Source organism: Enterobacter sp. 168J2 (genome assembly GCF_034107265.1).
Classification (GTDB): Bacteria; Pseudomonadota; Gammaproteobacteria; order Enterobacterales; family Enterobacteriaceae; genus Enterobacter; species Enterobacter nematophilus.
This window is the reverse complement of sequence record NZ_JAWNEB010000011.1, coordinates 24,453-47,458: the sequence shown is the minus strand read 5'-3', so window position 1 is coordinate 47,458 and position 23,006 is coordinate 24,453. Positions and strand designations below refer to the sequence as shown.

Sequence of the window (23,006 nt, the reverse complement as noted above, 5' to 3'; positions counted from 1 at the left end):
GATTAAAACGATATCTGGTCGGCTTGTCAAAAGGTCACAACTCCAGGGTAAAATGCGGGCTAAACGATAATAAGGAACCTTACATGACCATACAGCAGTGGCTGTTTTCATTCAAAGGGCGTATTGGACGCCGTGATTTCTGGGTCTGGATGGTGACGTGGGTTGTCGCCATGCTGCTTCTGTTTTTCGTTGCTTACAACGCCTGGCTGAGTAGGCAAACGGCGGCCTTCGCGCTGGTCTGCCTGCTATGGCCAACGGCGGCCGTCGTGGTGAAACGCCTGCACGATCGCGGCCGCTCAGGCGCATGGGCATTTTTGATTATTCTGGCGTGGATGCTGGTAGCAGGTAACTGGGAGATGTTGCCGTCCATCCTGCCGTGGGTCGTGGGCAGGCTGCTGCCGTCGGTTATCTTCGTGATGATGATTGTCGATCTGGGCGCGTTTATCGGCACCCAGAGCGAAAACAAATACGGTAAAGATACCGTCGAGGTGAAATACCGCTGATCACCAGTAGTGTTCGGCGGTCATATGGCCCGGTCGGCGGCGAAGATGTTTCGTCATCTGCCGGGTATCCTTCAGAAGCTGCTGCGTGTCCCGCACCATCTGCGGGTTACCGCACAACATGACGTGGCTGGTTTCGGCCGTCATCGGTAAACCCACTGCGTCTTCCAGGGCTCCACTCTCGATTAGTGCCGGGACGCGGCCGGTAAGCGTTCCTGCTACGGTTTCGCGGCTGACCACGGTCTGAATCTTTAACTTTCCACCGTACTTCTGTTCCAGCGCCTGCATCTGCGGGAGATAGCTTAAATCTGCGGCGTAGCGCGCGGCGTGCACCAGCACGATGTTTTTGAAGCGCTCCAGATCTTTGCCGTACTGCAGAATGGAAAGATAGGGACCGATGGCCGTGCCGGTTGCCAGCATCCAGAGCGTGTCACAGTCAGGAATCTCTTCGAGCACAAAGAAGCCCGCCGCTTCGCTCACAATCTGGACATCGTCGCCGGGCTTAAGGGCGGCAAGACGCGGGCTCAGCTTGCCGTCCGGGACGGTGACCAGATAGAACTCGAGGTCCGGGTTATCCGGCGCGTTAACGTAAGAGTAGGCGCGCTGCACGCGCTCGCCGTCGACATCCAGCCCCAGCTTCGCAAATTGCCCGGCCTTAAACGGGTGCACGGGAGCACGCAGGGTGAGACTAAATAGCGCATCGGTCCAGAATTCTATCTTAGTGACTTTACCTGTTACCCAGTCCGCCATGATCTTCTCCTGTGCTATTTCTCTGTTCTATCTTCCGTACTTGTGGGAAACATTTCCAGCCCCTTCGGGCCGGAAAGCTCTATCGATCAAACGGTTTTACAGAATGTGGGTCTGCACGTCCGGGTCTTTACGGTCGAGATAGTGAATGGACTGAATGCGGCGAATGGTGCGCGATTTGCCGCGGATCAGCAGCGTTTCAGTGGTCGCCATGTTGCCCTTGCGGGTGATGCCGTCCAGCAGGTCGCCTTTGGTGATGCCGGTTGCGGAGAAGACGACGTTATCGCTGCGCGCCATGTCGTTCAGCGCCAGCACTTTATTGGCTTCGATGCCCATCGCCGCGCAGCGCGCAAGCTCGTCCTCACCGATACGACGGTTCTCGTCGCTGTCGCCTTTTACCTCATGACGCGGCAGCAGGCGCGCCTGCATATCGCCGTCCAGCGCGCGGATCACCGCCGCAGAGACCACGCCTTCCGGCGCGCCGCCGATGCCATAAAGCACATCCACTTCGCTGTCCGGCATGCAGGTCAGAATAGACGCGGCAACGTCGCCATCCGGAATGGCAAACACGCGCACGCCGAGTGCCTGCAGATAAGAGATGGTGGCGTCGTGGCGCGGTTTCGCCAGAATAGTGACGGTGAGCTCGTTGAGCGGTTTACCCAGCGCCGCTGCGATATTGCGCAGGTTGGCGTCCAGCGGCAGGCTGAGGTCGATTGCGCCTTTCGCACCAGGACCAACAATCAGCTTTTCCATGTACATGTCCGGCGCGTTGAGGAAGCAGCCTTTATCACCCACGGCCAGTACCGCCAGGGCGTTGGCCTGGCCCATCGCCGTCATGCGCGTGCCTTCGATCGGGTCGACGGCGATATCCACGGCATCGCCTTTGCCGGTACCCACTTTTTCACCGATGTAGAGCATTGGCGCTTCGTCGATCTCGCCTTCACCGATGACGATAGTGCCGTCGATGTTGACCTGGTTAAGCACAATGCGCATGGCATGGACGGCCGCGCCGTCTGCAGTATTTTTGTCGCCACGACCCAGCCATTTGTAGCCTGCGAGGGCGGCTGCTTCGGTGACGCGGGAAAACTCGATAGCAAGTTCACGTTTCATGAGGGACTCGTACAGTCAAAAGTAATTGCACGAAGTTTATCACAGAGTTGGGAGGGGGGAGGGACCGGTGCGGTCGGAGCCCCTCACCCTAACTCTCTCCCCAAAGGGGAGAGGGGACTTAAAACACCCTCTCCCCTTTGGGGAGAGGGCCGGGGTGAGGGGGGGAGTATGTCTTACTCTTCGTGCTCTTCCCACGCCAGGGCGCGTTTCACCGCTTTCTTCCAGCCGCTGTAGCGGTAGTTGCGCTCGGTGGTTTCGATGCCAGGGCGGAATTCGCGCTCGATGACCGCTTTCTCCTGCAGCTCGTCCAGATTCTGCCAGAAGCCTACCGCCAGACCGGCAAGGTACGCTGCGCCCAGCGCCGTTACTTCACGCACTTCAGGGCGCTCAACGCGGGTGCCCAGAATGTCGGACTGGAACTGCATCAGGAAGTTGTTAGCCACCGCGCCGCCGTCCACGCGCAGGGCGTGCAGACGAATGCCGGAGTCTGCCTGCATCGCTTCCAGCACGTCGCGCGTCTGGTAGGCGATGGATTCCAGGGTGGCGCGGATGATGTGGTTAGAGTTCACACCACGCGTCAGGCCGAAAATCGCACCGCGTGCATACGGATCCCAGTACGGCGCGCCCAGACCGGTGAACGCCGGCACCACGTACACGCCGTTGGTGTCTTTCACTTTGGTCGCGAAGTACTCGGAGTCGAACGCGTCGCTGATCAGCTTCATCTCGTCGCGCAGCCACTGAATGGATGCGCCTGCCATAAACACCGCACCTTCCAGGGCATAGTTCACCTCGCCGCGCGGGCCGCAGGCGATGGTGGTCAGCAGGCCGTTTTCTGATTTCACCGCTTTCTCGCCGGTGTTCATCAGCATAAAGCAGCCGGTGCCGTAGGTATTCTTCGCCATCCCTTCCTTGACGCACAGCTGGCCGAACAGCGCCGCCTGCTGGTCGCCGGCGATCCCGGCGATAGGAATACGGGTGCCGCCCTTACCGCCGATGTTGGTCTGGCCGTACACTTCGGAAGACTTACGCACTTCAGGCAGCATCGCGCGCGGAATATCCAGCGCGTCCAGCATCTTGTCATCCCACTCCAGGGTGTTGATGTTGAACAGCATGGTACGCGAGGCGTTGGTGTAGTCGGTAACGTGGACGCGTCCCTGGGTCATCTTCCAGATAAGCCAGGTATCGACGGTCCCGAACAGCAGCTCGCCGCGCTTTGCACGCTCGCGTGAACCTTCCACGTGGTCGAGGATCCACTTCACTTTGGTGCCGGAGAAGTACGGGTCAACCACCAGGCCGGTGGCGCTGCGCACGTACTCTTCCATCCCGTCACGCTTAAGTTGTTCGCAGATTTCTGACGTACGGCGGCACTGCCAGACGATGGCGTTGTAAATAGGCTTACCGGTTTCGCGTTCCCACACCACGGTGGTTTCACGCTGGTTGGTAATACCAATCGCGGCAATCTCGTCGGAACTGATATCGGCTTTCGCCAGCACTTCCACCAGCGTGGAGCTTTGTGACGCCCAGATTTCCATCGGGTCGTGTTCTACCCAGCCTGGACGGGGATAAATTTGCTCAAATTCACGTTGAGACACGCTGACAATGTTCGCGTCATGATCCATTACGACAGCGCGGGAGCTGGTAGTGCCCTGGTCGAGCGCAACGATATATTTTTTTTCGGTCATGGTATGTGTCCCGTAGTCAGATTACAGCGAAGCTTTTTGTTGTGCGGTAGAAGTCGTTTCCTTCTCCTCGTCCACACAGGTGTCGCACGGTAAGTGGCGACCAATTAATTTGCGGTAGCTAAATGCGCCCAGCGCAGCCCCGACAACCGGCGCAAACAGCGGCACCAGGAAGTAAGGAATGTCTTTGCCGCCGGTGAAGGCCACGTCGCCCCAGCCTGCGATAAAGGCGAACGCTTTGGGTCCGATATCACGCGCCGGGTTCATCGCGAAGCCGGTCAGCGGGCCCATGGATGCGCCAATCACCGCAATCAGCAGACCAATCAGCAGGGGAGCCAGCGGGCCGCGCGGAATGCCGTTTCCGTCGTCGGTCAGCGCCAGGATAACGCCCATCAGAATAGCGGTAATCACCATTTCAACTGCGAACGCCTGCACAAAATTGATATGCGGGTTAGGGTAGGTTGAGAAGATGCCTGCCAGATCCAGACTTTCGACGCTGCCGCGCACCATATGATGCGTCTGTTCGAAGTCGATGAAAAGATTGTAATAAAGCCCGTAAACTAACGCCGCTGCGCAAAACGCGCCGGCAAATTGAGAAATAATGAAAGGAACAACTTTGCGTCCGTCGAAGCACGCGAACAGCCACAGTGCGATAGTCACCGCCGGGTTAAGATGTGCACCAGAAACCCCTGCAGTCAGGTAGATGGCCATCGCCACGCCCAGACCCCAGATGATACTGATTTCCCACTGACCAAAACTGGCACCCGCCACTTTCAGTGCAGCGACACAGCCCACTCCGAAGAATATCAACAACCCGGTACCAAGGAACTCGGCAATGCACTGGCCTTTTAAGGTTGATGTCTGACTCATAATCGGAATCCTGAAGAAATTGATGTTTATTGTTAGCGTGGCCGCCCGTGACAGCCACGATGCCCTGTAGACATAGTGTTAATTTATCGTTAACGAGCAAAAACGAGAAATATCGAAATTAAAATGTGTGGTCTGTGTCAATAAAATGAGCGTTTTCGCGCCATAAAGCGCGTTTTTGCATCAGTCGCGCACGGCGAGTTGAATCATTTTTTTAACGAATGGGTTAACAACTTAGTGGTATATGCCGCGAACGCACCAGGACGAGGCCGAAAAGTGTTGCAAACCGCGATCTGCGTGGCATGCCGCTGGACAGGGGCGACTGCGCTCCATACAATCGGAACATATGTTGTGCGCGTTTACGTTAAAGCGTCGCCTTGCAATTCAGGAGAGGTAGGATCATGTCTTTAGAAGTGTTTGAGAAACTGGAATCGAAAGTACAGCAGGCGATTGACACCATCACGCTGCTGCAGATGGAAATTGAAGAGCTGAAAGAAAAGAACAACAGCCTGGCGCAGGAAGTTCAGAACGCTCAGCACGGCCGCGAAGAACTGGAGCGCGAAAACAACCAGCTGCGCGAACAGCAGAACGGCTGGCAGGATCGCCTGCAGGCGCTGCTGGGACGTATGGAAGAGGTCTAATTCCTGTTGGGATTGCACTGAACAGGCCGGGTAAGGCGACAACGCCACCCGGCTTTTTTAATGGTTTGATGTCAGTCTGCAACAACCATAAAAAAGGCCGCCAAAGGCGGCCTTAACGCTACTTGTCCTGCGCTGTCATAGTAAGAGCAATTAACACATTGGGTTCATCACTCTTTACTACGAGTACGCTGGCGACAATGAACGCAATACATAAATAGCGTTTCATTATGCGGTCCCTGCAGCTAACCGCTCCACCGTTCACCATCGGTGATAAGTCGGTGGACACAAGCCTGGTTAAAGGCTGCTTTACGGTTGTGAGTACACCTTTCCCTGGACCGATGCCCATTTGCGAGATGGCGGAAAGGGACGCAGCATCATAATGAGCAATATCTGCGTAGTTAAGGTTTCCATAGATAATTAGGAATTTATAAAGGGCTAACAGGGGTCACCTGAGGTATGAACCAGGGTAAGATAAAAATCCTGGTTAAAGGTTGCAAAATTTCCCAACGGACCGCGAATCCCGAGGGACAAAAAACCGCCACATTGCTGATGGCGGTTTTTTTATGGTTCATGCTGACTCTTTTACTACTCAATATCCAGCGGATCTTCGGAAAGGATAATACCGGTATTATCGGCGTAGAGATGGTCCCCGGAGAAGAAGGTTACGCCGCCGAAATTAACGCGCACGTCGCTTTCGCCGATGCCGTCACCCGCAGCGCCTACCGGAATGGCCGCGATGGCCTGAATCCCGATATCCAGGTCTTCGAGATCGTCTACCTGACGCACGGAGCCGTACACCACGATCCCTTCCCACTCGTTCTGGACGGCAATTCCGGCCAGTTCAGCATCAATCAGTGCGCGACGCACGGACCCGCCGCCGTCGACCACCAGAACGCGGCCACGGCCGTTCTGTTCGAGCAGATCGTACAGCAACCCGTTGTCCTCGAAACATTTCACCGTGACGATTTGCCCGCCAAACGATGACCGCCCACCAAAGTTGGAGAACAGCGGTTCAACGACGTTGACATCTTCCTGGTAGATGTCACAAAGCTCGGAGGTATCGTATTTCATAGGTTTAACGCTCAGTTGCTGCGAATGTGTTCAGTATATCGTGCGAAATGCGTTGTTGGCAAAATCATCAATTGTTAATTGATATTTGTCAGCTAACTGAGCGTCTGGCTTAACACAATCCCAATGACGAACAACAGGTTAGTCAGCAGCGCGCCTTTCACCGTTCGCTCCAGCATCGGCGGCATGGCTGCCGGGCTGAGTTCACGCATCACAAAGCGGGCCTGCTTAACCAGCAGCGGCGCGGCAAGCACAAACAGCCAGCCCCACAGGCTGTGCAGGGAAATCAGGTTAAACAGCGCCAGGCAAACCAGCGCGCCAATAAGCAGGCAGGCATGATAGCGGCGCGCATTCACCGGCCCCAGACGCACCGCCAGCGTGTTCTTGCCGTTCTCACGGTCGCTGTCGATATCGCGCAGGTTATTGATATTGAGCACCGCCGTCGCCAGCAGGCCGCAGGCGGTTGCCGGGAGGAACAGGGCAGGGATCACCGTATGCGCCTGTAAGTACCAGCTTCCCATCACGCTCAGCCAGCCGAAGAATACCAGCACGGAGATATCCCCGAGGCCAATATAGCCGTAAGGGCGCGTGCCGACGGTGTAGGTGATGGCCGCGACGATGGCGAGCAGACCCAGCACCAGGAAGCCAATGAAGTCGCTGGTGGTTTTCGAGGCAACCGTCACCAGCGCCAGGCCGGACAAGCAAATCAGTACCACGGTGATAATCAGCGCGCGCTTCATCTGTGCCTGGGTAATGACCCCTTTCTGCATCCCGCGCAGCGGCCCGATACGGTCAGGCTTATCGCTGCCTTTCACCGCATCACCGTAGTCGTTCGCGAGGTTGGAGAGGATTTGCAGCAGGCCAGCGGTAATCAATGCCAGCGCGGCGACCAGCGGATCAAAATAACCCTGCCACCAGGCAAGCGCCGTACCGACGATAATCGCGGCAAAGGCCAGAGGAAGCGTTTTAGGGCGCAGGCTTTCGAGCCACGCCTGAGTACGGCTGATATCAGTCATAGTAATTTAGCCAATAAAAATGGGGGCCTTAGCCCCCATTAACAGTGATGAGAATGCAGTAACCGCGATTATAGGATAAAACGGCTCAGATCTTCATCTGCCACTAATGCATCCAGATGTTTGCTCACATATTCTGCGTCAATGGTAATGGTTTGACCGTTGAGGTCGCTCGCATCATACGAGATGTCTTCCACCAGGCGTTCCAGCACGGTGTGCAGACGACGCGCACCGATGTTCTCGGTGGTTTCGTTGACCTGCCATGCGGCCTGGGCGATACGCTTGATACCGTCTTCGGTGAACTCAAGGTTCACGCCTTCGGTCGCCATCAGCGCCTTGTACTGTACGGTAGCAGAGGCGTTCGGCTCGGTCAGGATGCGCTCGAAATCTTCAGTGGTCAGCGCCTGCAGCTCAACGCGGATAGGCAGACGACCCTGCAGTTCCGGGATCAGATCCGACGGGCTGGCCACCTGGAACGCACCGGAAGCGATAAACAGAATGTGGTCCGTTTTCACCATGCCGTGCTTGGTGGAGACGGTGCAGCCTTCAACCAGCGGCAGCAGGTCGCGCTGTACGCCTTCGCGGGACACGTCCGGGCCGGAGCTGTTGCCGCCGCGCTTACAAATTTTGTCGATTTCGTCGATAAACACGATACCGTGCTGCTCAACCGCGTCGATAGCGTCCTGCTTCAGCTCTTCCGGGTTCACCAGCTTCGCCGCTTCTTCTTCAATCAGCAGCTTCATCGCATCTTTGATTTTCAGCTTACGCGCTTTCTGCTTCTGGCCGCCCAGGTTCTGGAACATGGACTGCAGCTGGCTGGTCATCTCTTCCATGCCCGGAGGCGCCATGATTTCAACGCCCATCGGCGCGGCCGCGAGGTCGATCTCAATCTCTTTATCGTCCAGCTGGCCTTCACGCAGTTTTTTGCGGAACGCCTGGCGCGCGGCTGAAGGCTCAGCCTGCTGTTCTGCCTGGCCCCAGTTGTTTTTCGCCGGCGGGATCAGTACGTCGAGAATGCGCTCTTCCGCCATCTCTTCCGCGCGGTAGCGGTTTTTCTCAATCGCCTGGACGCGCACCATCTTAATCGCAGAATCGGTCAGATCGCGGATGATAGAGTCCACTTCTTTACCCACATAGCCCACTTCGGTGAACTTGGTGGCTTCAACTTTGATGAACGGCGCGTTCGCCAGCTTCGCCAGACGACGGGCGATTTCGGTTTTACCGACGCCGGTCGGGCCGATCATCAGAATGTTTTTCGGCGTGACTTCGTGACGCAGCTCCTCGTCAAGCTGCATACGACGCCAGCGGTTACGCAACGCGATAGCCACGGAGCGCTTGGCGTTATCCTGGCCGATAATGTGTTTGTTCAGTTCGCTGACAATTTCGCGTGGGGTCATTTCAGACATGGGAGATCCTTACGCTTTGGAGGTCAATTCTTCGATGGTGTGGTTGTGGTTGGTATAGATGCAGATATCACCTGCAATATCCAACGCCTTCACCGCGATATCACGCGCGTTCATGTCGGTATTTTCCAACAGCGCGCGGGCTGCAGCCTGGGCATAAGGGCCGCCAGAGCCGATGGCAATCAGGTCGTTTTCCGGCTGAATCACGTCACCGTTACCGGTGATGATAAGCGAAGCGGTTTCATCCGCGACCGCCAGCAGCGCTTCGAGCTTGCGCAGCATACGGTCGGTACGCCAGTCTTTTGCCAGCTCAACGGCAGCTTTCACCAGATGACCCTGGTGCATTTCCAGCTTGCGTTCAAACAGTTCAAACAGCGTGAAGGCATCCGCCGTGCCGCCTGCAAAACCGGCGATCACTTTGTCGTTGTAGAGACGACGCACTTTCTTCACGTTGCCTTTCATGACGGTATTACCCAGCGTGGCCTGGCCATCACCGGCAATTACCACCTGGCCGTTACGGCGTACACTTACTATTGTTGTCACGAGCAGACCCCCTGGTTACAAATTCGGGAAACAGAAGCCCTGAGCCTGTGCTCAGGGCTGAATTAAATGATAGATGGGGGGGATTTTGGGGGTTTCAACCCCCGGAGGCGAGTCGAATGCAGTTTGTGTGACCGGCCACTTTCAGGCGCGAAATGGTGCCATCGGCATTTTCTTTGCCTTTGACCGGGCCAATCACCACGCGATTCCAGCCGTTGTTGGTGGTAATGCGTGAATCAAATCCTTCGAACGCCAGCTGAGCACGCACGGTTTCCGCCTGCTCGGCACCTTTAAACGAACCGCACTGCACCATCCAGCGGCGCTCGTCTTTTTTCTCTGCCGTCTGCTTCGGCGCTTCGGTCTCTTTGGTCACCGGTGCGGCCTGCTGCGTTTTCGGCTGCTGCGCGGTAGTATGCGCTGGCGTCTGGAGCAGATCCTGATACGGCTGCGCCGTTTGCTTTTGCGGCTGCGCTTTTGGCTGTTGAACAGGCTGCGACTGCGCCGTACGCGTCTGCTGCTGCGGCTGCTGGTATGGCTGGGCCTTCGGCTGCTGTACCGGCTGAGTTTGCGTCCACTGCTGCTGCTGCTGTTGCTGCTGTTGCTGCTGTTGAATTTGTGCCTGGCGCTGACGCTGCAGCTGCAACGTTTGCTGACGCTGCGCTGGCGTTTGTTCATTCCACGGCACTTCGTTCAGCTGCGTCGGCTGCTGGCGCATATCGGCCTGCATCTGTGCCAGCAGCTGCCGCTGCTCGTCCGTCAGCTGGTCGGCATTTTTCACTTCGCCACCGGCTGAGGGCTCAGTAGGTGCGCGCACGCCGGGCTGACGGCTTTCCAGCTCTTTAATATAGCGCCAGCGCTCTTCAGGTTTCGGCGGCAGACCATTTCCCACCACTTTGTTGCCCTGAAGCGCCTCGGACTCTTCTTTTTTATGGTGCGTGATGAAGTACAGGCCGCCAATAAAGGCCACCAGCACTGCCGCAGCAATAGCGACCATTGCTGGCGAGACCGCAGGCAGATTACGCTGCTTGCTTTTTGAACTACTCTTTTTGCGTCGCGAAGGTGCCGGCTGGCCGCGACGTACATAATCTCGTTGTGCCACTATCGTTTCGCTGTATTTATTCGTTCGTCAGCCCGCCATGTTACTTAAGCGGCGGGGCTTTGACCAGATAAGGGTGTCCGAAAGGCGTTTACTTTAAGTCAATGCCTGGGTCGAACCGCGAACAATCAGCTCGCAGTCCAGTAACCGCGAACCGCTACTAACCGTTTGACCCTGCAGCTGATCCAGCAGAAGCAGCATCGCTTCACGGCCAATCTGATAGCGCGGTTGTGAAACGGTGGAGAGCGGTGGATCGCAAAACTCTGAAAGCGAAATGTTATCGAATCCGATAATCGACAGGTCTTTCGGCACGCGTAACCCACGGCGCTTGGCGTGAGATAGTGCCCCCAGCGCCATCACGTCGCTGTGGCAGAACACCGCCGTTGGCGGTTCCGGCAACGCCAGCAGTCTCTCCAGCGCCTGTCCGCCCGCTTCAAAGGTAAAATCACCGCGCGCAATATAGTGCGGATCGACAACCGCCCCGGTACGGCGCAGCGCCTGAACATAGCCCTGCAGGCGATAGTGGCAGAGCGGCATCTCTTCCGGCCCGGCAATGCAGCCAATGCGCTTATGCCCCAGCTCCTGAAGATAGTTCACCGCGTTGAATGCGGCCGTCAGGTTATCGATATGCACCGTCGGCAGTTCCAGCTCAGGCGCAAACTCGTTGGCCATCACCATCGGCGGTAAATTGCGCTGTTCTTCGATGCTGGCATCAAACGGCAGGCGCGATCCAAGCAGCAGCATGCCGTCAATCTGCTTGGTGATAATGAGGTCGATAAAGGTTTTTTCCTGCTGGTTCTGGTGGGCGCAGTCGCCAATCAGCACCAGATAGCCCTGCTCCGCTGCCGTCACTTCGATACCGCGAATGATCTCGCTGAAGAAGGGATCGCAGATGTCCGGCACTATCACCAGGATGGTCCGCGATTCATTGCGCTTGACGTTCCGCCCCATCGCCTGCGGGAAATACCCCACTTCCAGGGCCGCCTGTTCGACCTTGTTACGGGTCGCCTGGGAGACTTTATCCGGGTTCATTAATGCGCGGGACACGGTTGCCGTTGAGACTTGTGCTTTCTCGGCAACGTCTTTCATGGTCGCCGTGGCAACCTCTTTCCTGGACTTCAACGTCTTCTCCTCGCCTGAACACCGAACTGCGGACGTCACCATTTTTACAGATAGTTAATGGAATCGGTTACAGAATTTTCATAAAAAGTGTGAGGCGCGTTAAATTTTTCGATCCGTCTTCAGCCTTCGATGGGATCGACGTCCAGCACCCACTTCACTTTACGCGCTTCAGGCAGGGTGTTGATGAGCGCCAGCGTGCCGCTGACGATGTGCTGCAGGCGAATACGCGAGGGGTGCTGAAGTAAAATTTGCCAGCGGAAGCGTCCACCGCGTTTTGGCGCCAGCGCCGGGACCGGGCCCAGGATCCACAGCTGGTTATCCACCAGCGGGCTGGCCTGCAGGAGATTCCTCAGCTGTTGCAGGAAAAGCGGCGCCTGCTGGTTGTTATGATCTTCCGCGCGGATGATGACGTGGCTGGTCCACGGCGGCAGCTGCATGGTCTGGCGTTCGGCCAGCGCCTGCTCGGCAAAGGCATCATAGCCTTTGTGCAGCAGCGTTTGCAGCAGCGGGTGCTCAGGGTGATGCGTTTGCAGTACCACCTCGCCCTGCTTGCCAGCGCGTCCCGCACGCCCTGCCACCTGAGTATAAAGCTGGGCGAAGCGCTCGGCGGAGCGGAAATCTGCCGAGAACAGCGCGCCGTCGACGTCCAGCAGGGCGACCAGCGTCACGTCCGGGAAGTGGTGCCCTTTGGCCAGCATCTGGGTGCCAATCAGTATGCGCGCGCCGCCGCGGTGCACTTCCGCAAGCTGCTGCTCCAGCGCCCCCTTGCGGCTGGTGGTGTCCCGGTCTATTCGGGAAATAGGCACGTCCGGGAAGAAGGGGCCAAGCGCCTGTTCAAGCTGTTCCGTGCCCAGACCCACCGGCACGATATGCGTTGATCCGCACGACGGGCACTGGCGCGGCACCGGCCGCTGGCTGTCGCAGTGGTGGCAGCGCAGGTGACGCTGGGCCTGATGGAAGGTGTAGTAGTGGTCGCAGCGCGGGCATTCGGCAATCCAGCCGCAGTCGTGGCACAGCAGGGCGGGGGCGAATCCGCGGCGGTTCAGGAACAGGATCACCTGGTTCCCCGCCTGCAAATGCTGGCGCATGCGGGTAATTAAGGCAGGCGCGAGCCCGGCCTGCACCTGCTGGCCTTTGAGATCCAGCACGTGCTGAATGGCCGGGCGGGCATTTCCCGCCCGGCGCGTCAGGCGCAGCATGTGGTACTTACGCTGGCGTACGTTATGCAGCGTTTCGAGCGCAGGCGTGGCGGATCCGAGAATAATGGGAATTTGCTCGCTGTGCGCGCGGTAAACCGCCAAATCGCGGGCATGGTAGCGCCAGCCTTCCTGCTGTTTATAAGAGCTGTCGTGCTCTTCGTCGATCACGATAACGCCAAGATTTTTAAACGGCGTAAACAGCGACGAACGGGTGCCGATCACAATCGCCGCTTCGCCGTTTTTCGCTTTCAGCCAGGCGCTGAGGCGCTCGCTGTCGTTCAGCCCGGAGTGCAGTACCTCAACCGGCGCGTTAAAGCGCTCGCGGAAGCGGGTGATGGTCTGCGGCGTCAGGCCGATTTCCGGCACCATCACCAGCGCCTGTTTGCCCTGCGCGAGCACGTTTTCCAGCACGCTCAGATACACTTCAGTCTTGCCGGAGCCCGTCACGCCCGCCAGCAGCCAGGCGGAAAAATGGTCCGAGGCGCTGTGAATGGCGCCTACCGCGGTAGCCTGCTCGGTATTCAGGCGCAGGCGATCGCCCGAGACGGAGAAGCCGTCGCGCCAGTCGTGAAGGGCGGGCGCTTCGCTGGCCAGCTCGCTCAGCCCTTTCTTTCTTAATGCCTGTAGCGCCGTTTCGCTGACCTCAAGCTCGTCGACCTGATGCCGCCAGATTTTTCCCTGACGCAGCGCCGCCAGCGCCTGCTGCTGTTTCTGCGAGCGCTTCAGGCTGTTGATGTCCACGGCCTGACCCTGTTCGGTGGCAAACCAGTACCACATCGGGGCGTGGCTGGCGCTCTTGCCCTGGCGCAGCAGGATCGGCAGAGCGTGGAAAAGGACGTCGCCAATCGGGTGATGATAATAATCCGCCGCCCACAGCAGCAGTCGCCAGGTGCTGGTGGAGTAAACCGGCTCGCTGTCCAGCACCTCAACCACCGACTTCAGTTCATTGAGGGGCAATTCGCTTTTATCGCTGACGGAGACGACGATCCCCACGCGCTGCTGTTTGCCAAACGGCACGGTCACGCGACAGCCCGCTTTGGCGCTCATGCTGTCGGGCAGCAGGTAGTCAAAGGTGCGGGGAAGCGGAACGGGCAGGGCAACGTGAGCGACGGGCATCGAATCTTCCTGACTTGAAAAGTGGCGCGTTAGTATACACATTAGTAAAAGCGGCGTGCGGATCAGTTTGCATACGTTGGTTAAATTCTGTATGATTCGCCGCCTTTGGTGTACTTTACGCCAAAGAACTTACATTCAACATCGCGTGGTGTCTGGCGTTAGGGCTGGAAGAGCGACGCGGCCTTAACTGAGGTTCTCCCATGAAAAAAGATATTCACCCGAAATACGAAATGATTACTGCAAACTGCTCTTGCGGTAACTCTATCCAGATCCGCTCTACCGTGGGTCACGATCTGAACCTGGACGTGTGCGGCAAATGCCACCCGTTCTACACTGGTAAGCAGCGTGATGTTGCAACCGGTGGCCGTGTTGACCGCTTCAACAAGCGTTTCAGCATCCCGGGCGCTAAATAAGTTTCCCGAAAAAAAGGCACCGCGAGGTGCCTTTTTTGTATCCGCTTCTCAGTATTCCCACGTCTCCGGGTCGATACCCAGTTCACGCATGATCACCTTCGCCTCTTCCGGGATTTCGTCGCTACGCTCTTTGCGCAGATCGTCATCGTTCGGCAACGGTTGGCCGGTAAACGCATGCAGGAACGCTTCGCACAGCAGTTCGCTGTTGGTCGCGTGGCGCAGGTTATTCACCTGACGACGCGTACGTTCATCGGTGAGGATCTTCAACACCTTCAGAGGAATGGAAACCGTAATTTTCTTTACTTGCTCACTCTTCTTACCGTGCTCAGCGTATGGGCTGATATATTCGCCGCTCCATTCAGCCATGAGATACCTTTAATCCTCTCAGTCATTAATCTAAAGGTGCAAACCGGTCACTGCCCGTTTTGAACCGTAATCTTGCGTAGTTTACCGTAGAGACGATACCGTGGCACGGATATTGCCGCTGCAGCGTGCACTAAAGCATATAATTTTAACGGCTATTTGCGCATTGCTCAATCTATACGCAAAGAAGTTTAGATGTCCAGATGTATTGACGTCCATACTTTCAATGTTTACTCTGGTGGCTGACTTTTCACCTCATTCGCCAGGAAGCCCTCACCATGACGCGTAAACAGGCCACGATCGCAGTGCGTAGCGGATTAAATGATGACGAGCAGTACGGCTGCGTTGTCCCGCCCATTCATCTTTCCAGTACCTACAATTTCACCGGATTTAATGAACCGCGCGCGCATGACTACTCGCGTCGTGGCAACCCTACGCGTGATGTAACCCAGCGTGCGCTGGCCGAGCTGGAAGGGGGCGCAGGGGCAGTATTAACCAATACGGGGATGTCCGCCATTCACCTGGTGACGACAGTGTTTCTGAAACCGGGCGATCTGCTGGTTGCGCCGCATGACTGCTACGGCGGCAGCTATCGTCTGTTTGACAGCCTGGCAAAGCGCGGCTGCTACCGCGTGCTGTTTGTCGATCAAAACGACGAGCAGGCGCTGAAACAGGCGCTGGCAGAGAAGCCGAAGCTGGTTCTGGTGGAAAGTCCAAGCAACCCATTGTTGCGCGTTGTCGACATTGCGAAAATTTGTCAGCTCGCAAGGGATGCGGGAGCGATAAGTGTAGTGGATAATACCTTCCTCAGTCCGGCCCTTCAGAACCCGTTAGCACTGGGTGCGGATCTGGTATTGCATTCATGTACTAAATATCTGAACGGCCATTCTGACGTGGTGGCGGGCGTGGTGATTGCAAAAGATCCCGACGTTGTCACGGAACTGGCATGGTGGGCCAATAACATTGGCGTCACCGCGGGCGCGTTCGACAGCTACCTGCTGTTGCGCGGCATCCGCACGCTTTCGCCGCGCATGGACGTGGCGCAGCGCAATGCCCAGGCGATTGTCGATTTCCTGAAAACCCAGCCGCTGGTGAAGAAGCTTTATCACCCGTCGCTGCCGGAAAACCAGGGGCACGAGATTGCCGCGCGCCAGCAGAAGGGATTTGGCGCGATGTTAAGTTTTGAACTGGACGGTGACGAGCAAACGCTGCGTCGCTTCCTGAGCGGGCTGTCATTGTTTACGCTGGCGGAATCCTTAGGTGGGGTTGAAAGCTTGATCTCCCACGCCGCGACCATGACGCACGCAGGTATGGCACCGGAAGCGCGTGCCGCCGCCGGGATTTCCGAGACGCTGCTGCGTATCTCGACCGGTATTGAAGATTCTGAAGATTTAATTGCCGATCTGGAAAATGGCTTCCGGGTCGCAGCCAAGGGGTAATCATGAGTGTGATAGCGCAGGCAGGGGCGAAGGGTCGTCAGCTGCACAAGTTTGGTGGTAGTAGTCTTGCTGATGTGAAATGTTATCTGCGCGTCGCAGGGATCATGACCGAATATTCACAGCCGGGTGACATGATGGTTGTCTCGGCGGCGGGCAGCACCACCAACCAGTTGATTAGCTGGCTGAAACTGAGCCAGACCGATCGCCTTTCTGCGCATCAGGTGCAACAGTCCTTACGTCGTTACCAGAGCGAGCTGATTGCCGGCCTGCTGCCTGCGGACGTGGCGGACGGGCTGATCGGCGCCTTCACGCATGACCTTGAGCGTCTGGCTGCCCTGCTGGACAGCGGGATTAACGACGCGGTGTATGCCGAAGTGGTGGGCCACGGTGAAGTGTGGTCCGCGCGCCTGATGGCCGCCGTGCTGCAACATCTGGGTGTCGAAGCGGCCTGGCTCGACGCGCGTGATTTCCTGCGCGCGGAACGCGCCGCTCAGCCGCAGGTGGACGAAGGGTTGTCCTATCCGCTGCTGCAACAGCTGCTGGTGCAGCATCCGGGGAAACGTATTGTCGTCACCGGCTTTATCAGCCGCAGCAACGCCGGCGAAACCGTGCTGCTGGGCCGTAACGGCTCGGACTACTCGGCAACGCAAATTGGTGCCCTGGCGGGCGTGTCCCGCGTTACCATCTGGAGCGACGTGGCCGGTGTTTACAGCGCGGACCCGCGTAAGGTGAAAGATGCCTGCCTGCTGCCGCTGCTGCGTCTCGACGAAGCCAGCGAGCTGGCGCGTCTGGCGGCACCGGTGCTGCACGCCCGTACGCTGCAGCCGGTTTCCGGCAGCGATATCGACCTGCAGCTGCGCTGTAGCTATACCCCGGATCAAGGCTCTACCCGTATCGAGCGCGTGCTGGCCTCAGGTACGGGCGCGCGCATTGTCACCAGCCACGACGACATCTGCCTGATTGAATTCCAGGTCCCTGCGGGTCAGGACTTCAGGCTGGCACATAAAGATATCGACACGATCCTGAAACGCGCCCAGGTGCGTCCGCTGGCCGTTGGCGTTCATAATGACCGCCAGCTGCTGCAGTTCTGCTATACCGCCGAAGTGGCGGACAGCGCCCTGAAAATTCTGGATGAAGCGGGCCTGCCGGGCGAGCTTCGCCTGCGTCAGGGGCTGGCGCTGGTGGCAATGGTCGGCGCGGGCGTCACCCGCAACCCGCTGCACTGCCACCGCTTCTGGCAGCAGCTGAAGGGCCAGCCGGTGGAGTTCACCTGGCAGTCGGAAGAGGGCATTAGCCTGGTCGCCGTCCTGCGTAAAGGGCCAACCGAAAGCCTGATTCAGGGCCTGCACACCTCGCTGTTCCGCGCGGAAAAGCGCATCGGACTGGTGCTGTTTGGTAAGGGCAACATCGGTTCCCGCTGGCTGGAGCTGTTTGCCCGCGAACAGGTCACGCTTTCGGCGCGTACCGGGTTTGAGTTTATTCTTGCGGGCGTGGTGGACAGCCGCCGCAGCCTGCTGAACTACGAGGGGCTGGACGCCAGCCGGGCGCTGGCCTTCTTTAACGATGAAGCGGTTGAGCAGGACGAAGAGTCGCTGTTCCTGTGGATGCGCGCACACCCGTATGACGATCTGGTGGTGCTGGACGTCACCGCCAGCGAACAGCTTGCCGATCAGTATCTGGATTTCGCCAGCCACGGTTTCCACGTCATCAGCGCCAACAAGCTGGCGGGGGCGAGCAGCACCGATAAATACCGTCAGATCCACGACGCGTTTGAAAAAACGGGTCGCCACTGGCTCTATAACGCCACCGTTGGCGCGGGCCTGCCGGTTAACCACACCGTGCGCGACCTGATTGAAAGCGGCGACAGCATTCTGACGCTGAGCGGGATCTTCTCCGGCACGCTCTCCTGGCTGTTCCTGCAGTTTGACGGCACCGTACCATTCACCGACCTGGTGGATCAGGCCTGGCAGCAGGGCTTAACCGAGCCCGATCCGCGCGTTGACCTCTCCGGTAAAGACGTAATGCGCAAGCTGGTGATCCTGGCGCGCGAAGCCGGTTATGACATCGAGCCGGATTCCGTACGCGTCGAGTCGCTGGTGCCTGCGGGCTGCGAGGAAGGGTCCGTTGACCACTTCTTCGAGAACGGCGACGAGCTGAATGACCAGATGGTGCAGCGTCTGGAAGCGGCGAACGAGATGGGGCTGGTGCTGCGCTACGTGGCGCGTTTCGAGGCGAACGGTAAGGCGCGCGTGGGTGTCGAGGCAGTGCGTCCTGACCATCCGCTGGCGGCGCTGCTGCCGTGCGATAACGTCTTCGCCATTGAAAGCCGCTGGTACCGCGATAACCCGCTGGTGATCCGCGGCCCGGGCGCGGGACGCGACGTCACCGCCGGGGCAATCCAGTCCGATATTAACCGTCTGGCTAAGCTGCTGTAATCTCTCCCCCTCACCCCAGCCCTCTCCCCAAAGGGGAGAGGGTGTAATCGTTCCCTCTCCCCTTTGGGGAGAGGGTTAGGGTGAGGGGCCTCTTCACCCCCATCATGAATTCCCCTCATCTTCCCTGAGCAAACCTCACCGTTAATGTGATTATTTCTGTTGACGTCACGCCGCTTTTCCGTCATTTTTACATCTGGACGTCTAAACGTATAGAAGTTCACAACACAACAGACAACGACACGCGAAAGATAGAGGTAAGGTATGAGCTTTTTTCACGCCAACCAGCGGGAAGCACTGAATCAGAGCCTGGCCGAAGTAAACGGCCAGATTAACGTCTCTTTTGAATTTTTCCCGCCGCGCACCAGTGAAATGGAGCAAACCCTGTGGAGCTCTATCGATCGCCTGAGCAGCCTGAAACCGAAGTTTGTCTCCGTGACCTACGGTGCGAACTCCGGCGAGCGTGACCGTACGCACAGCATTATTAAAGGCATTAAGGACAGAACCGGTCTGGAAGCGGCGCCGCACCTGACCTGTATCGATGCCACCCGCGATGAGCTGCGCGCCATTGCCCAGGACTACTGGAACAACGGTATCCGCCATATCGTTGCCCTGCGCGGCGATCTCCCTCCCGGCAGCGGCAAGCCAGAGATGTATGCGGCCGATCTGGTCGGGTTGCTGAAGGAGGTGGCCGACTTCGATATCTCCGTGGCCGCCTATCCTGAAGTTCATCCGGAAGCGAAAAGCGCCCAGGCGGATCTGCTTAACCTGAAGCGTAAGGTGGAGGCCGGTGCCAACCGCGCCATCACCCAGTTCTTCTTTGACGTGGAAAGCTATCTGCGCTTCCGCGACCGCTGCGTCTCGGCCGGTATCGACGTCGAAATTATCCCGGGCATTCTGCCGGTCTCTAACTTCAAACAGGCGAAGAAGTTCGCCGATATGACCAACGTGCGTATTCCGCTGTGGATGTCCAAAATGTACGAAGGGCTGGACGACGATGCGGAAACCCGCAAGCTGGTGGGGGCCAATATCGCGATGGATATGGTGAAGATCTTAAGCCGCGAAGGGGTGAAAGACTTCCACTTCTACACGCTGAACCGCGCGGAGATGAGCTACGCCATCTGTCACACGCTCGGCGTTCGTCCTGCGTAATCAGCAAAAAGCCCTCATAAATCGAGGGCTTTTTAATCAGATAAAAAGTTAAAAGGTATTAACTATCGAATCTGTGGATTAATTCAACTATATCTTATTGCTAGTGGTGTATATCGTAACGGTAACACTGTAAAGGGAGCATAGCGATGAGCACGTCAGACGAGACCAATAACGCGGCATCCGCCGGCAAATGTCCGTTCCATCAGGGCGGCGTCGATCACAGCGCGGGCGCAGGTACCGGCAGCAAAGAGTGGTGGCCTAAACAACTCCGCATCGATCTTCTAAATCAACATTCCAACCGTTCAAACCCGCTGGGTGAAGACTTCGACTACCGCAAAGAATTCAGCAAGCTCGACTATTCCGCCCTCAAGGGCGATCTCAAAGCCCTGTTAACCGACTCTCAACCGTGGTGGCCTGCCGACTGGGGCAGCTACGCGGGTCTGTTTATTCGCATGGCCTGGCACGGGGCAGGTACTTACCGCTCCGTGGACGGACGCGGCGGTGCCGGACGCGGCCAACAGCGCTTTGCGCCGCTAAACTCCTGGCCTGATAACGTCAGCCTGGATAAAGCGCGCCGCCTGCTGTGGCCAATCAAGCAAAAATACGGACAGAAAATCTCCTGGGCCGACCTGTTTATCCTCGCGGGTAACGTGGCGCTGGAAAACTCCGGCTTCCGCACCTTTGGATTTGGCGCCGGTCGTGAAGACGTCTGGGAACCGGATCTGGACGTAAACTGGGGCGATGAAAAAGCCTGGCTGACCCACCGTGACCCGGAAGCGCTGGCGAAACGCCCGCTGGCGGCCACCGAAATGGGGCTGATTTACGTGAACCCGGAAGGGCCAAACGCCAGCGGTGAACCGCTGTCTGCGGCTGCGGCAATTCGCGCTACCTTTGGCAACATGGGCATGAACGACGAAGAGACCGTCGCGCTGATTGCAGGCGGCCATACGCTCGGTAAAACCCACGGCGCGGGTGAAGCCACGCACGTTGGCACCGATCCGGAAGCCTCGCCGATTGAAGCGCAGGGCTTAGGCTGGGCCAGCACGCACGGCACCGGTATTGGCGCTGACGCCATCACCTCCGGGCTGGAAGTCATCTGGTCACAAACCCCGACCCAGTGGAGCAACTACTTCTTCGAGAACCTGTTCAAATACGAATGGGTGCAGACCCGCAGCCCGGCAGGCGCGATTCAGTTTGAAGCCGTGGATGCGCCTGAGATCATGCCAGATCCGTTCGACCCGTCGAAAAAACGTAAGCCAACCATGCTGGTCACCGACCTGACGCTGCGCTTCGATCCGGAATTCGAGAAAATTTCCCGTCGCTTCCTGAACGATCCGCAGGCCTTTAACGAAGCCTTCGCGCGCGCGTGGTTCAAACTGACCCACCGCGATATGGGGCCAAAAGCGCGGTACATCGGCCCGGAAGTGCCGAAAGAAGATCTGATTTGGCAGGATCCGCTGCCGCAGGCGGTGTTCCATCCGACGCAGGAAGATATTGAAAGCCTGAAAGCGGAAATCGCGGCCTCTGGCCTCTCCGTGAGCGAGCTGGTTTCTGTGGCCTGGGCATCTGCATCGACCTTCCGCGGCGGCGACAAGCGCGGCGGTGCCAACGGCGCGCGTCTGGCGCTGGCTCCTCAGCGCGACTGGGATGTGAACGCCGCGGCAGTGCGCGCGCTGCCGGCTCTGGAAGCTATCCAGCGCACCACCAACAAAGCTTCACTGGCCGATATCATCGTGCTGGCGGGCGCTGTAGGCGTTGAGCAGGCGGCGAAAGCGGCGGGCGTTTACGTCAACGTGCCGTTTACCCCGGGCCGCGTAGATGCGCGTCAGGACCAGACGGATATCGAGATGTTCAACCTGCTCGAACCGATTGCCGACGGCTTCCGCAACTACCGTGCGCAGGTGGATGTGTCCACGACGGAATCGCTGCTGATTGATAAGGCTCAGCAGCTGACCCTGACCGCGCCCGAGCTGACGGTGCTGATTGGCGGCCTGCGCGTGCTGGGTACGAACTTTGATGGCAGCAAGAATGGCGTATTCACCAGCCGCGAAGGCGTGCTGAGCAACGACTTCTTCGTGAACCTGCTGGATATGAATACCCAGTGGAAAGCGACCGACGATTCAAACGAGCTGTTTGCCGGTAGCGATCGCGCCAGCGGTGAAGTGAAATACACCGCGACCCGCGCCGACCTGGTCTTTGGCTCGAACGCTGTCCTGCGCGCGCTGGCCGAAGTTTATGCCAGCAGCGATGCGCACGAGAAGTTTGTCCGTGACTTCGTTGCCGCATGGGCGAAGGTGATGGATTTGGATCGTTTTGACGTGAAGTAAAAGCAATCCCCGCCACGGCGGGGATTTTTTTGCCAGTCATCCTGGCGGGGTAAGGCGTAGCTGTCACCCGCTTTTTCAGGTGATCGAGTTCTTATTGCGAACCTCTTCGCCCTTAAAGATTGAGGTTACCAAACGCGTTTTTCCAGTCCTGCTCGAACTTTTCTATGGCCGACTCTACCGCCGGGGTGCCGAGCATGTGTTGCGCTACGTCTAAGGGGAGCGTGATTGCCTCGCATCCTGCCAGCAGGCAGTCCAGCGCCTGACGCGGCGTTTTAAAGCTGGCTGCCAGCATGATGCTTTCCGGCGCATGCAGTTCCAGCAGGGATTGTAGCTCCTGCACCATGCGAATACCGTCGCCGCCCTGTGCGTCGACGCGATTGACGTATGGCGCAACATACTTCGCGCCTGCCAGCGCGGCCAGTAAACCCTGAGCGGCGCTGTAAACGGCGGTACCCAGCGTGGTAATACCCTCTCTTTTCAGCGCTTTAATGGCGATAAGCCCCTGCGCGGTGACTGGAATTTTCACCACAATACCCGGGATGGCGTTACTCAGGCGTTTGGCCTCCGCCACCATGCCTTCGGCGTCGCGGCTCATGGTTTGGGCAAACAGCGTGCCGTCCGGCCCGATGGCTTTTTGCAGGCGCGGCAGTACGTCCCAGATGGATTCACGGCTGGCGGCAATGATGCTTGGGTTGGTGGTGACGCCCGCAATGGGGAAAACGCGCGCAAGGCGTTCCACTTCTGCCACGTTAGCGGTATCCAGATACAGTTCCATTATT

General features: G+C 57.8%; 20 protein-coding genes. 7 read left to right on the top strand and 13 right to left on the bottom strand.

Annotation, left to right across the window (positions count from 1 at the left end; all coding sequences use genetic code 11):
* Window positions 1-83 precede the first annotated feature (83 nt).
* Window positions 84-503 carry a DUF805 domain-containing protein gene (locus USG84_RS20450; protein WP_151412527.1) on the top strand — a complete coding sequence of 140 codons (420 nt, stop codon included), beginning with the start codon at window positions 84-86 and terminating at the stop codon, window positions 501-503.
* Here USG84_RS20450 and fpr read toward each other — a convergent pair whose 3' ends face one another.
* The 4 genes from fpr to USG84_RS20430 form a co-directional block, all read right to left on the bottom strand.
* Entirely contained in the window at window positions 504-1,250 is a 747-nt protein-coding gene (gene fpr / locus USG84_RS20445; RefSeq protein WP_061096500.1) for a ferredoxin--NADP(+) reductase, read from the bottom strand. It lies immediately after the preceding gene.
* A 96-nt stretch (window positions 1,251-1,346) separates the two neighbouring features.
* Window positions 1,347-2,357, bottom strand: a complete 1,011-nt coding sequence (glpX, locus tag USG84_RS20440; protein ID WP_248071978.1) for a class II fructose-bisphosphatase — start codon at window positions 2,355-2,357, stop codon at window positions 1,347-1,349.
* A gap of 173 nt (window positions 2,358-2,530) precedes the next feature.
* Complete coding sequence (gene glpK, locus USG84_RS20435) at window positions 2,531-4,039, bottom strand: glycerol kinase GlpK (RefSeq protein WP_028014844.1); 1,509 nt, start codon at window positions 4,037-4,039, stop codon at window positions 2,531-2,533.
* Window positions 4,040-4,060: 21 nt separating this feature from the next.
* The gene (locus USG84_RS20430) at window positions 4,061-4,906 is read right to left on the bottom strand and encodes an MIP/aquaporin family protein (RefSeq protein WP_013099317.1); all 846 of its coding nucleotides are present in this window, start codon (window positions 4,904-4,906) and stop codon (window positions 4,061-4,063) included.
* A gap of 398 nt (window positions 4,907-5,304) precedes the next feature.
* On the opposite strand from USG84_RS20430, the gene zapB reads away from it, so the two are divergent.
* Window positions 5,305-5,544 (top strand): septal ring assembly protein ZapB, encoded by a 240-nt coding sequence (zapB, locus tag USG84_RS20425; protein WP_010436935.1) that lies wholly within the window; start codon window positions 5,305-5,307, stop codon window positions 5,542-5,544.
* A 585-nt stretch (window positions 5,545-6,129) separates the two neighbouring features.
* On the opposite strand, the gene rraA is transcribed toward zapB, so the two are convergent.
* The 7 genes from rraA to priA form a co-directional block, all read right to left on the bottom strand.
* Window positions 6,130-6,615: a ribonuclease E activity regulator RraA gene (rraA, locus tag USG84_RS20420; RefSeq protein ID WP_014885702.1), complete on the bottom strand. Its 486-nt coding sequence runs from the start codon at window positions 6,613-6,615 to the stop codon at window positions 6,130-6,132.
* 92 nt (window positions 6,616-6,707) lie between these two features.
* Entirely contained in the window at window positions 6,708-7,634 is a 927-nt protein-coding gene (gene menA / locus USG84_RS20415; protein WP_253543521.1) for a 1,4-dihydroxy-2-naphthoate polyprenyltransferase, read from the bottom strand.
* 62 nt (window positions 7,635-7,696) lie between these two features.
* Complete coding sequence (hslU, locus tag USG84_RS20410; RefSeq protein WP_010436948.1) at window positions 7,697-9,031, bottom strand: HslU--HslV peptidase ATPase subunit; 1,335 nt, start codon at window positions 9,029-9,031, stop codon at window positions 7,697-7,699.
* Between the two features lie 9 nt (window positions 9,032-9,040).
* Entirely contained in the window at window positions 9,041-9,571 is a 531-nt protein-coding gene (hslV, locus tag USG84_RS20405) for an ATP-dependent protease subunit HslV (protein ID WP_014072345.1), read from the bottom strand.
* 94 nt (window positions 9,572-9,665) lie between these two features.
* Window positions 9,666-10,667, bottom strand: a complete 1,002-nt coding sequence (gene ftsN, locus USG84_RS20400; protein WP_151412525.1) for a cell division protein FtsN — start codon at window positions 10,665-10,667, stop codon at window positions 9,666-9,668.
* 93 nt (window positions 10,668-10,760) lie between these two features.
* Window positions 10,761-11,786: a DNA-binding transcriptional regulator CytR gene (cytR, locus tag USG84_RS20395; RefSeq protein WP_253543437.1), complete on the bottom strand. Its 1,026-nt coding sequence runs from the start codon at window positions 11,784-11,786 to the stop codon at window positions 10,761-10,763.
* 119 nt (window positions 11,787-11,905) lie between these two features.
* Window positions 11,906-14,101, bottom strand: a complete 2,196-nt coding sequence (priA, locus tag USG84_RS20390; protein ID WP_320738438.1) for a primosomal protein N' — start codon at window positions 14,099-14,101, stop codon at window positions 11,906-11,908.
* 200 nt (window positions 14,102-14,301) lie between these two features.
* Here priA and rpmE point away from each other — a divergent pair, with 200 nt between their 5' ends.
* Window positions 14,302-14,514 carry a 50S ribosomal protein L31 gene (rpmE, locus tag USG84_RS20385; RefSeq protein WP_003862040.1) on the top strand — a complete coding sequence of 71 codons (213 nt, stop codon included), beginning with the start codon at window positions 14,302-14,304 and terminating at the stop codon, window positions 14,512-14,514.
* Window positions 14,515-14,562: 48 nt separating this feature from the next.
* On the opposite strand, the gene metJ is transcribed toward rpmE, so the two are convergent.
* Window positions 14,563-14,880, bottom strand: coding sequence for a met regulon transcriptional regulator MetJ (metJ, locus tag USG84_RS20380; RefSeq protein WP_003862042.1), 318 nt, complete (start codon window positions 14,878-14,880; stop codon window positions 14,563-14,565).
* A gap of 275 nt (window positions 14,881-15,155) precedes the next feature.
* Here metJ and metB point away from each other — a divergent pair, with 275 nt between their 5' ends.
* The 4 genes from metB to katG all read left to right on the top strand — a co-directional run bounded on the left by metB (window position 15,156) and on the right by katG (window position 22,227).
* Window positions 15,156-16,316 (top strand): cystathionine gamma-synthase, encoded by a 1,161-nt coding sequence (gene metB, locus USG84_RS20375; protein ID WP_021242813.1) that lies wholly within the window; start codon window positions 15,156-15,158, stop codon window positions 16,314-16,316.
* A 2-nt stretch (window positions 16,317-16,318) separates the two neighbouring features.
* A complete protein-coding gene (locus USG84_RS20370) occupies window positions 16,319-18,751 on the top strand; it encodes a bifunctional aspartate kinase/homoserine dehydrogenase II (protein ID WP_253543435.1) in 2,433 nt (810 codons plus the stop codon).
* Between the two features lie 261 nt (window positions 18,752-19,012).
* Window positions 19,013-19,900, top strand: a complete 888-nt coding sequence (gene metF, locus USG84_RS20365) for a methylenetetrahydrofolate reductase (protein WP_061096490.1) — start codon at window positions 19,013-19,015, stop codon at window positions 19,898-19,900.
* Window positions 19,901-20,046: 146 nt separating this feature from the next.
* The gene (katG, locus tag USG84_RS20360) at window positions 20,047-22,227 is read left to right on the top strand and encodes a catalase/peroxidase HPI (protein ID WP_253543434.1); all 2,181 of its coding nucleotides are present in this window, start codon (window positions 20,047-20,049) and stop codon (window positions 22,225-22,227) included.
* A 112-nt stretch (window positions 22,228-22,339) separates the two neighbouring features.
* On the opposite strand, the gene fsa is transcribed toward katG, so the two are convergent.
* Entirely contained in the window at window positions 22,340-23,002 is a 663-nt protein-coding gene (fsa, locus tag USG84_RS20355) for a fructose-6-phosphate aldolase (protein WP_061096487.1), read from the bottom strand.
* Window positions 23,003-23,006: the final 4 nt, after the last annotated feature.

Coding starts and splice junctions, on each gene's coding strand:
- USG84_RS20370 (WP_253543435.1), top strand. CDS start 16,319: ATGAGTGTGATAGCGCAGGCAGGGGCGAAGGGTCGTCAGCTGCACAAG.
- priA (WP_320738438.1), bottom strand. CDS start 14,101: ATGCCCGTCGCTCACGTTGCCCTGCCCGTTCCGCTTCCCCGCACCTTT.
- glpX (WP_248071978.1), bottom strand. CDS start 2,357: ATGAAACGTGAACTTGCTATCGAGTTTTCCCGCGTCACCGAAGCAGCC.
- fsa (WP_061096487.1), bottom strand. CDS start 23,002: ATGGAACTGTATCTGGATACCGCTAACGTGGCAGAAGTGGAACGCCTT.
- zapB (WP_010436935.1), top strand. CDS start 5,305: ATGTCTTTAGAAGTGTTTGAGAAACTGGAATCGAAAGTACAGCAGGCG.
- rpmE (WP_003862040.1), top strand. CDS start 14,302: ATGAAAAAAGATATTCACCCGAAATACGAAATGATTACTGCAAACTGC.
- metF (WP_061096490.1), top strand. CDS start 19,013: ATGAGCTTTTTTCACGCCAACCAGCGGGAAGCACTGAATCAGAGCCTG.
- metB (WP_021242813.1), top strand. CDS start 15,156: ATGACGCGTAAACAGGCCACGATCGCAGTGCGTAGCGGATTAAATGAT.
- hslU (WP_010436948.1), bottom strand. CDS start 9,031: ATGTCTGAAATGACCCCACGCGAAATTGTCAGCGAACTGAACAAACAC.
- USG84_RS20450 (WP_151412527.1), top strand. CDS start 84: ATGACCATACAGCAGTGGCTGTTTTCATTCAAAGGGCGTATTGGACGC.
- USG84_RS20430 (WP_013099317.1), bottom strand. CDS start 4,906: ATGAGTCAGACATCAACCTTAAAAGGCCAGTGCATTGCCGAGTTCCTT.
- rraA (WP_014885702.1), bottom strand. CDS start 6,615: ATGAAATACGATACCTCCGAGCTTTGTGACATCTACCAGGAAGATGTC.
- katG (WP_253543434.1), top strand. CDS start 20,047: ATGAGCACGTCAGACGAGACCAATAACGCGGCATCCGCCGGCAAATGT.
- metJ (WP_003862042.1), bottom strand. CDS start 14,880: ATGGCTGAATGGAGCGGCGAATATATCAGCCCATACGCTGAGCACGGT.
- glpK (WP_028014844.1), bottom strand. CDS start 4,039: ATGACCGAAAAAAAATATATCGTTGCGCTCGACCAGGGCACTACCAGC.
- fpr (WP_061096500.1), bottom strand. CDS start 1,250: ATGGCGGACTGGGTAACAGGTAAAGTCACTAAGATAGAATTCTGGACC.